This is a genomic window from Ramlibacter sp. GCM10027632 (assembly GCF_042675325.1).
Lineage (GTDB): Bacteria > Pseudomonadota > Gammaproteobacteria > Burkholderiales > Burkholderiaceae_C > Ramlibacter.
The window spans coordinates 1-9131 of record NZ_JBHTGW010000019.1 but is presented as its reverse complement, the minus strand read 5'-3'; the positions used below and the strand labels follow the sequence as shown (position 1 = coordinate 9131).

Here is a 9131-nt window from a genome sequence, read left to right as displayed (position 1 = left end):
TCTCCTTCAGGCGGACCGCTTCCTCCACCGCGATCTCGTCGAACGGGTTCATGGACATCTTCACATTGGCGATGTCCACACCCGTGTTGTCCGACTTCACGCGGACCTTCACGTTGTAGTCCACCACCCGCTTCACGGCGACCAGGATCTTCATGGGGCGCTCCGGGGCAATCAGTTGGAGAAGGCGGCGATGCCGGTGATCGCGCGGCCCAGGATCAGGGCGTGGATGTCGTGCGTGCCCTCGTAGGTGTTCACCACCTCCAGGTTCACCAGGTGGCGGGCCACGCCGAACTCGTCGCTGATGCCGTTGCCGCCCATCATGTCGCGGGCCATGCGGGCGATGTCCAGCGCCTTGCCGCAGGAGTTGCGCTTGAGGATGGAGGTGATCTCCACGGCGGCCGTGCCCTCGTCCTTCATGCGGCCCAGGCGCAGGCAGCCCTGCAGGCCCAGCGAGATCTCGGTGAGCATGTCGGCCAGCTTCTTCTGGATCAACTGGTTGGCGGCCAGGGGGCGGCCGAACTGGACGCGGTCCAGCGTGTACTGGCGGGCGCGGTGGAAGCAGTCCTCGGCGGCGCCCAGCGCGCCCCAGGCGATGCCGTAGCGGGCCGAGTTCAGGCAGGTGAAGGGACCCTTCAGGCCACGCACCTCGGGGAAGGCGTTCTCCTCGGGGCAGAACACCTCGTCCATCACGATCTCGCCGGTGATGGAGGCGCGCAGGCCCACCTTGCCGTGCACGGCGGGAGCGCTCAGGCCCTTCCAGCCCTTCTCCAGCACGAAGCCGCGGATCGCGCCCTCGTCGTCCTTGGCCCACACCACGAAAACGTCGGCGATGGGCGAGTTCGTGATCCACATCTTGTTGCCGGTCAGGCTGTAGCCGCCCGGCACCTTGCGGGCGCGGGTGATCATGCTGGCCGGGTCGGAGCCGTGGTTCGGCTCGGTCAGGCCGAAGCAGCCGATCCACTCGCCGGTGGCCAGCTTGGGCAGGTACTTCTGCTTGGTCTGCTCATTGCCGAACTCGTTGATCGGCACCATCACCAGGGAGGACTGCACCGACATCATCGAGCGGTAGCCGGAGTCGACCCGCTCCACCTCGCGCGCCACCAGGCCGTAGCACACGTAGTTCAGGCCGGCGCCGCCATATTGCTCGGGGATGGTGGGGCCCAGCAGGCCCAACTCGCCCATCTCGCGGAAGATCGACGCATCGGTCTTCTCGTGGCGGAAGGCCTCCTGCACGCGGGGCAGGAGGCGCTCCTGGCAGTAGGCCCGGGCGGCGTCGCGCACGGCGCGCTCGTCGCCGGTGAGCTGCTCGTCGAGGAGGAAGGGGTCGGCCCAGGAGAAGGCGGCTTTGGTGTTCGGTTTGGTCATAATGGAACCATACTAAGAAGCAGCTCCCCTTTGCGCAAACGCTTTGTTTGCACAGATCCATGCATTTTTGGAACTCCGACCCATGCGCAGGAAGATTCCGTCGACCGCGGCCCTGACCGCCTTCGAGGCCGCGGCGCGGCACCAGAGCTTCACCAAGGCGGCGGACGAACTGGCGGTCACCCAGAGCGCGGTCTGTCGGCAGATCGCCACGCTGGAGGAGGTGCTGGGCGCCAAGCTGTTCCAGCGCACCCGGCGCGGGGTGGTGGTGACCGAGACCGGCCAGGCCTATGCGCGCAGCATCCGGGCGCGGCTGGACGAGATCGAGCGCGACACGCTGGAGGTGATCGCCAACGGCGCCCAGGGCACGACGCTGGAACTCGGCGTGGTGCCCACCTTCGCCACCCACTGGCTGCTGCCCCGGATGGGGGGCTTCAAGCGCCTGCACCCGCACATCACGGTGAACCTGTCCACCCGCACCCGGCCCTTCCTGTTCGACGACACCAACCTGGACGGCACGCTGTTCTCCGGTCCCTCCGGCTGGCCAGGCACCGAGGCGCATTTCCTGATGCACGAGCACCTGGTGGTGGTGGCCAGCCCGCGGCTGGTGGGCCAGCGCCGGAACCTGCGGCCGAGGGACGTGGCGCGCCTGCCGCTGCTGCACCCCGGCACCCGGCCCCATGCCTGGCGCGAGTGGTTCGAGACCCACGGCGTGGACGAGGCCAACGACATGGCCGGCCCGCGCTACGAGCTGTTCTCCATGATCTCCCAGGCCGCCGCCCATGGCCTGGGCGTGGCGCTGATCCCCAAGCTGCTGGTGCAGGACGAACTGGCCCGCGGCACCCTGGTGCAGGTGGTGCGCGAGGCCACCCTGAGCGAGCGCTCCTACTACTTCATCCACCCGCAGCGCCGCGCCGGCAACCCGGCGCTGCAGGCCTTCGGCGACTGGATCACTTCCGAGGCCCGCCGCTACCGGGAGGCGGAGCAGGCCGGTTGACGGCGGGATCCGCTGCGGGGATGCGGCCCCGGCTCACCGCCTGGTGCTGCCGGACGGCCAGGCCAGGGAGGGCGCCGGCAGCAGGTCCCGACGCTGCCCGCAGGCCGCCAGTTCATCGCCCCACCCGGAGGCGATGGTGTCCTTCGCCGACTCGAGGAACGCCGCCGCCTCGGCCGGCGCATAGGCGAAGCTCCCGCAAGTCGCCAGGAGGTTTTCCGGCGTCGCGAACGCGCTGCCATCCCGGGTGATGGCCATGGCCAGCGTCCCGGAGAACGTGAGGGACGGCGCGATGTCGAAGGCCGGCGCCAACCCCCAGCCACCCTGCGCGTGCAGCAGGCCGTGGTTGCGCGGGTGATCGTCGCCGTTGCCGCACAGGGCGTTGAAGGCCATGCGGCGCCACAGCTCCCGCTGGATGGCGCCCGGGTCCACACCGGCCTGGCCGCACCAGCGCCGGATCTCGTGGGCGAACGCCACGTAGGACCGCTGGCGCTCGCCGCGGGTCTGGGCGTCCAGCCTCAGTACGGTGTGGGCACTGGCGTAGAGGTGGCGGGTGACGGCGCCGCCGGCGTCGACCTGCCGGTCGAACCGTCGCACCAGCAGCACCTGGCGGTCCCCCGCGCTGGCGAACTCCACCGGCGCAGCCTCGATGCCGCAGCGTGCCGCCAGCCGCATCGCGACGAACTCGCGCAGCGGCGCGTGCGGCGGGTCGCCCCGGTCCTGCAGCTTGGCGATCCACTGCTGGCCCCGGTGGAGCACGGTGAGCTTGGGCCGCTCGCCGCCGAGGCTGGTGCCCTTGAGGCCCTTGACCTCCCGGGCAGCCTGGCTGCTCGCGCGGCCGCGAGGCAGCCCGGCCAGCACCTCGAGCAGTTCCTGGGACGCAGGCGCCTGGAAGGCGAGCTTGGCCCCGATGTCTTCGCAGACCTCGACCGCACCGACGGCGTCCCCCTCCGACAGCTCCAGCCGCTGCAGCGGGTCGTCCAGCGTCACGCCTTGCAGTTGCTCGAGGAGCGCCAGGCCGAAGCCCTCCGGGCTGGCGTCCCGGAAGACACCGAACAGCCCGCCCTGCCGGGTCTCCCGCGCGCCACGCCGCGAACGGGTGAAGGGCAGGCTCAACGGGTCCAGCGCGAGGGCATCGGCACGCGCCCGGTACGCCTCGTCGTAGTGGAAGGATCCAACCCCGCCCGCGAGCGTGAAGGTCCCGCAACGCACCGGCGTCGCCTGGCCGGGCAGCCAGACCCACACGGGCTTGGCTGCGGCGGTCACTGCAACCGGCCCCCGCGCACCCGCTGGGGCAGCTGCGCCTCGAGCAGGGCGACGTCCCCCTGCGCCCGACCGAGCTGGGCCAGCAGGTCGGCAAAGCCACCGAGCAGGTCGAGGGCCCACAGGACCTGCAGCCAGTACCCGAGCTGCACGCTCGCCGCCCCCTTTTCCAGGGTCACCACGGTGTTGGTGCTGATGCCCGCCTTGGCCGCCAGGTCCGCCTGCGTGAGCCCGCGGGCCTTGCGGACGGTGCGCACCCGCCACGCCAACTGGCGGAGCACATCCTCCGCCTCGAACGGAAGCTGGGTTGCCGACGATGAAGTTCTCATATCCTGTGTATTAAATGAGATAAATACCAATTTATTGTGATTTTAGGACGACGCTTCGGAAAATCCAGAACCACCCGACGACCCCTCGACGATTAGATTCCGGTATGGAAAAGGATGGATTTGATATTGGACAGGAATGGTGGCAACAACCAACAATGTTCCCGACGACAGGAGACGAGACCCCGCATGTCCACCCACCCGACGGCCCCCGCCCACCCCATCCCCGACCGCCACGGCCAGAACCTGTTCACCGGTGACGACGAACTGAAGCGCCTGCTGGCGCTGTACCTGCCGGCCGACCTGCTGGCCCACCTCACCCCCCACTTCGAGCGCCTGGGCGCCCTGGCCGGCGGCCCGCTGGACGAACTGGCCGCCACCGCCGACCGCCACCCGCCCACGCTGGAACAGCGCACCCGCACCGGCCTGGACCTGCAGCGCATCGTCAAGCACCCGGCCTACGTGGAGATGGAGCGACTGGGCTACGCCGAGTTCGCCATGGGCTCGGTCTCGCACCGCGAGGAGACCTTCGGCTGGAAAGGCAAGCTGCCGCCGGCGGTGAAGTACGTGCTGTTCCTGCTGTTCGTGCAGGCGGAATTCGGCCTGTGCTGCCCGATCTCGATGACGGACTCCCTCACCCGCACGCTGAAGAAGTTCGGCTCGCCGGAACTGGTGGACCGTTTCCTGCCGCGCCTGACCACGCTGGACTTCGACCAGCTGGCCCAGGGCGCGATGTTCATGACCGAGCAGGCCGCCGGCTCCGACATCGCCGCCACCGAGACCCTGGCCCGCCCCGCGGCCGACGGCACCTGGCGCCTCACCGGGGACAAGTGGTTCTGCTCCAACCCCGACGCCGACCTGGCCATGGTGCTGGCCCGGGTCGAGGGCGGCCCGCCGGGCATGAAGGGGGTCTCGCTGTTCCTGCTGCCCCGCCGCCTCGACAACGGCCGCCCCAACCACTACCGCATCCTGCGCCTGAAGGACAAGCTCGGCACCCGCTCCATGGCCAGCGGCGAGATCCGCCTCGAGGGCGCGGTGGCCTACCTGGTCGGCGAGCAGGGCCGCGGCTTCGTGCAGATGGCGGACATGGTGAACAACTCGCGCCTGTCCAACGGCGTGCGCGCCGCCGGCCTGATGCGCCGGGCGCTGGCCGAGGCCCGGCACATCGCCCGCGAGCGCCGCGCCTTCGGCAAGGCGCTGCAGGACATGCCCCTGATGCAGCGCCAGCTGGACAAGCTGGCCGTGCCCGCGGAGCAGGCCCTGAGCATGGCCTTCCAGACCGCGCGCGCGCTGCAGCGCTCCGATGCCGGCGAGGACGGCGCCTACGCCCTGCTTCGCATCCTCACGCCCCTGATCAAGTTCCGCGCCTGCCGCGACGCCCGCAAGGTCGCCGGCGACGCGATGGAGGTGCGCGGCGGCTGCGGCTACATCGAGGAATGGAGCGACCCGCGCGTGCTGCGCGACGCCCACCTCGGCTCCATCTGGGAAGGCACCAGCAACATCGTGGCGCTGGACGTGGTGCGCGCCATGAAGCGCGAGGGCTCGCTGCCGGTGCTGCGGGCCCATGTGGCCTCGCTCCTGGCCGAGGCCGGCGGGCGCCTGGCCCCGGTCTTCGCCGACGCCCTGGCCACCGCGATGGACCGCGCCTGCGCCCTCGCCGAGCGGGCTGCCGCCGACGGCGGCGACGTCCTGGCCCGCCAGGCCGCCTCGGCCCTGTACCACTGCACCAGCGCCACCGCCATGGCCTGGGAGGCGGCGCACACCGGCTCGCAGGAGCGCCTGCGCCTCGCGCAGCTCGCCCTCCTGCACCGCGTGCTGCCCCGCGACCCGCTGGCCGCCGACACGATTCCCGCGGCCTGGACCGCCCCCGCCTGAAGCCGACATGACGAACCCGACTTCCCCGCGCCCCGGCGCCCTCGCCGGCATCCGCGTGCTGGACCTCTCCCGCATCCTCGGCGGCCCCCTGTGCGGCCAGATCCTCGGCGACCACGGCGCCGACGTGCTCAAGGTCGAACCCCCCGGCGGCGACGACACCCGCACCTGGGGCCCGCCGTTCCGCGACGGCGTGGCCTCCTACTACCACGGCCTGAACCGCAACAAGCGGGTGCAGCACCTGGACCTCACCCTGCCCGAGGACCGCGAGAAGCTGCTCGCCCTCGCCGCCGAGGCCGACGTGCTGGTGGAGAACTTCAAGGCCGGCACCATGGAGCGCTGGGGCCTCGGCTACGACACCCTGTCGCAGCGCTTCCCCCGGCTGGTGTGGTGCCGCGTCTCGGGCTTCGGCAGCGACGGCCCGCTGGGCGCCCTGCCCGGCTACGACGCCGCGATCCAGGCCATGGCCGGCCTCATGAGCGTGAACGGCGAGGCCGACGGCGGCCCGCTGCGCGTGGGCCTGCCGGTGGTGGACATGGTCACCGGCATGAACGCGGTGATCGGGGTGCTGCTCGCCTTGCAGGAGCGCCAGGCCAGCGGCCGCGGCCAGTTCGTCGAGGCGGCGCTGTACGACAGCGGCCTGTCCCTGCTGCACCCGCATGCGGCCAACTGGTTCATGGACGGCCGCAGCCCGAAGCGCACCGGCAACGCCCACCCCAACATCTACCCCTACGACGCCCTGGCCACCGGCACCGACCCGATCTTCCTGGCGGTGGGCAACGACCGCCAGTTCTCGGCCTTCTGCCGCGTCATCGGCGTGCCCGAGCTGGCGCAGGACCCGGCCTATGCCACGGCGGGCCAGCGCTCGGTGAACCGCGCGCTGCTGAAACAGGCGCTGGAGGCGCGCCTCGCCGCGCTGGACGGGCGTGCGCTGGTGGACGACCTGATGGCCGCCGGCGTGCCCGCGGCGCCGGTGCTTTCAGTGGAAGCGGCCCTGCAGCACCCGCACACCGCGCACCGCGGCATGGTGGTGGAGATGGAGGGAGGCTACCGGGGCCTGGGGGCGCCGGTGAAACTCAGTCGCACGCCCGCGAGCTACCGGCACGCGCCGCTGACGCCGGGCGACCGCTTCGAGCCGAAGGACTGAGGAAACCGCGGGGCCCGCACGCACGGCCGCCCCGCTATCGACCGACGCGGGCCGCAGGGGGAGATCCCCCGCCGCGCCCTCGTCCTCAGTCCGCCTTGGCGCCGGACTGCCGGATCACCTCACGCCACTTCACCGTCTCGTTGCGCATGTAGTCGGCGAGCTGGCCCGGGGTGTACTGCGGCGGCGGCTCCAGGCCCTGGGCGGCCAGCTTCTGCTGCATCTCGGGCTCCTGCAGCACCTGCTGGAAGGCGGCGTTCAGCCTGGCCACCACCGGCTGCGGCGTGCCCGCGGGCACCACCACGCCGAAGAACACGCTGCTGTCGAAGTCCTTCAGGCCCTGCTCGGCGAGGGTGGGCACGTTGGGCAGCACCCGCGAGCGCACCGGCGAGGTCACGCCGAGCACGCGCAGCTTGCCGGCCTGGATGTGGGGCAGCGCGGTGAGCACGTCGGTGAAGGACATCTCCACCTGGCCGCCCAGCAGGTCGTTCAGCGCGGGGCCGGTGCCCTTGTACGGGATGTGCTGCAGGTCGGTGCCGGCCTTCATGTTGAACAGGACGCCGGTGAGGTGCGACGAGGCGCCGCTGCCCGAGGAGGCGAAGGACAGCTTGCCGCGGTTCGCCTTGGCATGGGCGATCAGCTGCTGCACGTTCTGCGCCGGCACGCCGGGGTGGACCACCAGCACGTTGGGCAGGTAGCCGACCTGGATCACCGGGGCGAAGCTCTTCGCCGGGTCGTAGTTGATCTTGGCGTAGAGCGACTGGTTGATCGCCAGCGGCCCCGAGGTGCCGAACATCATGGTGTGGCCGTCGGGCTCGGCGCGGGCCGCCAGCTCGGAGCCGATGTTGCCGCCGCCGCCGGCCTTGTTCTCCACGATCACCGTCTGCCCCAGCACCGGCCGCAGGGCGGTGGCCAGGGTGCGGGCCATGGCGTCGGTCGGGCCGCCGGGCGCGTACGGCACGACGAAGGAGATCGGCTTGCTCGGGAAGGACGACTGCGCCAGGACGGGCGCGGCGGGGGCCAGGGCCAGGGCGGCCAGCAGGAGGGATCGGCGTTGCATGGTTGTCTCCATTCAGGGGCCCGCGGGCCCGGTCTCGTTGTGCGGGGGATTGTTGCGGAGGGCCACCTCGCTGTCCAATATGGGTTTGGTCTTCAACAATATCTTTTTGAAATCATGGAATTCCGCCACCTGCGCTATTTCCTGGCCCTGGCCGAGGAGCTGCACTTCGGCCGGGCCGCGGAGAAGCTGTCGATCTCGCAGCCGCCGCTGTCGCTGAACATCCGGCGCTTCGAGGAGTCCCTGGGCGCCCGCCTGTTCGAGCGAAACAGCAAGCAGGTGCGGCTCACGCCCGCCGGCCAGGCCCTGGTGCCGGCGGCGCGGGCGCTGCTGGAGCAGGTGGCGCAGGCCGAGCGCACGGCCCGCGAGGCGCAGCAGGGCGTGGTGGGGCTGGTGCGCATCGGCTTCGTCGGCTCCATGCTGTATCGCGGCCTGCCCCGGCTGCTGCAGGACTTCCAGGCCCGGCACCCGCAGCTGCGGGTGCTGGCGCGCGAGATGAATTCGGCCGACCAGCTCGTGGAGCTGACGCACGGCCAGCTCGACGTGGCCTTCGTCCACGCCAGCCGCGTGCCGCAGGAGGTCTCGCGCGAGGTCTTCGTGGCCGAGCCCTTCGTGTGCTGCCTGCCGCAGGGGCACCCGCTGGCGTCGTCCCGGCGCCTCGCGGTGCGCAAGCTGGAGGGTGAGCCGCTGGTGATGTTCTCCCGCGACGCCTCGCCGGATTACTACGAGCGCGTGCTGTCCCTGTGCACCTCGGCCGGCTTCCACCCGGATGTCCGCCACCACGCGCGGCACTGGCTCAGCGTGGTCTCGATGGTGGCCCAGGGCCTGGGTGTGGCCCTGGTGCCCGCGGCGCTGCGCCGATCGGGCCTGCCGGGGGCGGTGTTCGTGCCGATCGACGCCACCGACATCCGCTCGGAGACCTCCATCGTCTGGCGCGAGGGCGAGGCCAACGCCGCGCGGGACGCGGCGCTGGCCGCGATCAGGCAGCGGCGCGCAGCATCTGCCGACCGATGACCAGCTGCTGGATCTGGGTCGTGCCTTCGTACAGGCGCAGCAGGCGCACGTCGCGGTAGAAGCGCTCCACCGGGTACTCGTTGATATAGCCCGCGCCGC

9 protein-coding genes and 1 pseudogene are annotated in these 9131 nt (G+C 71.1%); 4 read left to right on the top strand and 6 right to left on the bottom strand.

Annotated elements, in window-relative coordinates:
* Together ACFQZY_RS19070 and ACFQZY_RS19065 are read right to left on the bottom strand one after the other, a co-directional pair.
* Positions 1-154, bottom strand: a pseudogene (locus ACFQZY_RS19070) (electron transfer flavoprotein subunit beta/FixA family protein); the annotation flags it as partial.
* Between the two features lie 17 nt (positions 155-171).
* Entirely contained in the window at positions 172-1365 is a 1194-nt protein-coding gene (locus ACFQZY_RS19065) for an acyl-CoA dehydrogenase (RefSeq protein ID WP_377419124.1), read from the bottom strand.
* 82 nt (positions 1366-1447) lie between these two features.
* Between ACFQZY_RS19065 and ACFQZY_RS19060 the strand changes: the two genes are divergently transcribed.
* A complete protein-coding gene (locus tag ACFQZY_RS19060) occupies positions 1448-2359 on the top strand; it encodes a LysR family transcriptional regulator (RefSeq protein WP_377419121.1) in 912 nt (303 codons plus the stop codon).
* A 33-nt stretch (positions 2360-2392) separates the two neighbouring features.
* On the opposite strand, the gene ACFQZY_RS19055 is transcribed toward ACFQZY_RS19060, so the two are convergent.
* The gene (locus ACFQZY_RS19055) at positions 2393-3622 is read right to left on the bottom strand and encodes a type II toxin-antitoxin system HipA family toxin (protein WP_377419118.1); all 1230 of its coding nucleotides are present in this window, start codon (positions 3620-3622) and stop codon (positions 2393-2395) included.
* Positions 3619-3948 (bottom strand): helix-turn-helix domain-containing protein, encoded by a 330-nt coding sequence (locus tag ACFQZY_RS19050; RefSeq protein WP_377419115.1) that lies wholly within the window; start codon positions 3946-3948, stop codon positions 3619-3621. Before ACFQZY_RS19050 ends, ACFQZY_RS19055 begins: the two co-directional genes overlap by 4 nt.
* Positions 3949-4134: 186 nt before the next feature.
* On the opposite strand from ACFQZY_RS19050, the gene ACFQZY_RS19045 reads away from it, so the two are divergent.
* A complete protein-coding gene (locus ACFQZY_RS19045; protein ID WP_377419112.1) occupies positions 4135-5820 on the top strand; it encodes an acyl-CoA dehydrogenase family protein in 1686 nt (561 codons plus the stop codon).
* A 7-nt stretch (positions 5821-5827) separates the two neighbouring features.
* Positions 5828-6964 carry a CaiB/BaiF CoA transferase family protein gene (locus tag ACFQZY_RS19040; RefSeq protein WP_377419109.1) on the top strand — a complete coding sequence of 379 codons (1137 nt, stop codon included), beginning with the start codon at positions 5828-5830 and terminating at the stop codon, positions 6962-6964.
* 85 nt (positions 6965-7049) lie between these two features.
* Here the strand turns inward: ACFQZY_RS19040 and ACFQZY_RS19035 are convergent, their stop codons facing one another.
* Complete coding sequence (locus tag ACFQZY_RS19035; RefSeq protein WP_377419106.1) at positions 7050-8021, bottom strand: Bug family tripartite tricarboxylate transporter substrate binding protein; 972 nt, start codon at positions 8019-8021, stop codon at positions 7050-7052.
* Positions 8022-8135: 114 nt separating this feature from the next.
* Between ACFQZY_RS19035 and ACFQZY_RS19030 the strand changes: the two genes are divergently transcribed.
* Positions 8136-9032, top strand: coding sequence for a LysR substrate-binding domain-containing protein (locus ACFQZY_RS19030; protein ID WP_377419103.1), 897 nt, complete (start codon positions 8136-8138; stop codon positions 9030-9032).
* Here the strand turns inward: ACFQZY_RS19030 and ACFQZY_RS19025 are convergent.
* On the bottom strand, positions 8998-9131 hold a 134-nt coding region (locus ACFQZY_RS19025; RefSeq protein WP_377419127.1), incomplete at its 5' end, for an acyl-CoA dehydrogenase family protein. The genes ACFQZY_RS19030 and ACFQZY_RS19025 overlap by 35 nt on opposite strands.

Excerpts from the sequence above, each read along its gene's own strand:
- ACFQZY_RS19065 (WP_377419124.1), bottom strand. The coding sequence starts at position 1,365 with ATGACCAAACCGAACACCAAAGCCGCCTTCTCCTGGGCCGACCCCTTC.
- ACFQZY_RS19060 (WP_377419121.1), top strand. The coding sequence starts at position 1,448 with ATGCGCAGGAAGATTCCGTCGACCGCGGCCCTGACCGCCTTCGAGGCC.
- ACFQZY_RS19050 (WP_377419115.1), bottom strand. The coding sequence starts at position 3,948 with ATGAGAACTTCATCGTCGGCAACCCAGCTTCCGTTCGAGGCGGAGGAT.
- ACFQZY_RS19045 (WP_377419112.1), top strand. The coding sequence starts at position 4,135 with ATGTCCACCCACCCGACGGCCCCCGCCCACCCCATCCCCGACCGCCAC.
- ACFQZY_RS19040 (WP_377419109.1), top strand. The coding sequence starts at position 5,828 with ATGACGAACCCGACTTCCCCGCGCCCCGGCGCCCTCGCCGGCATCCGC.
- ACFQZY_RS19035 (WP_377419106.1), bottom strand. The coding sequence starts at position 8,021 with ATGCAACGCCGATCCCTCCTGCTGGCCGCCCTGGCCCTGGCCCCCGCC.
- ACFQZY_RS19030 (WP_377419103.1), top strand. The coding sequence starts at position 8,136 with ATGGAATTCCGCCACCTGCGCTATTTCCTGGCCCTGGCCGAGGAGCTG.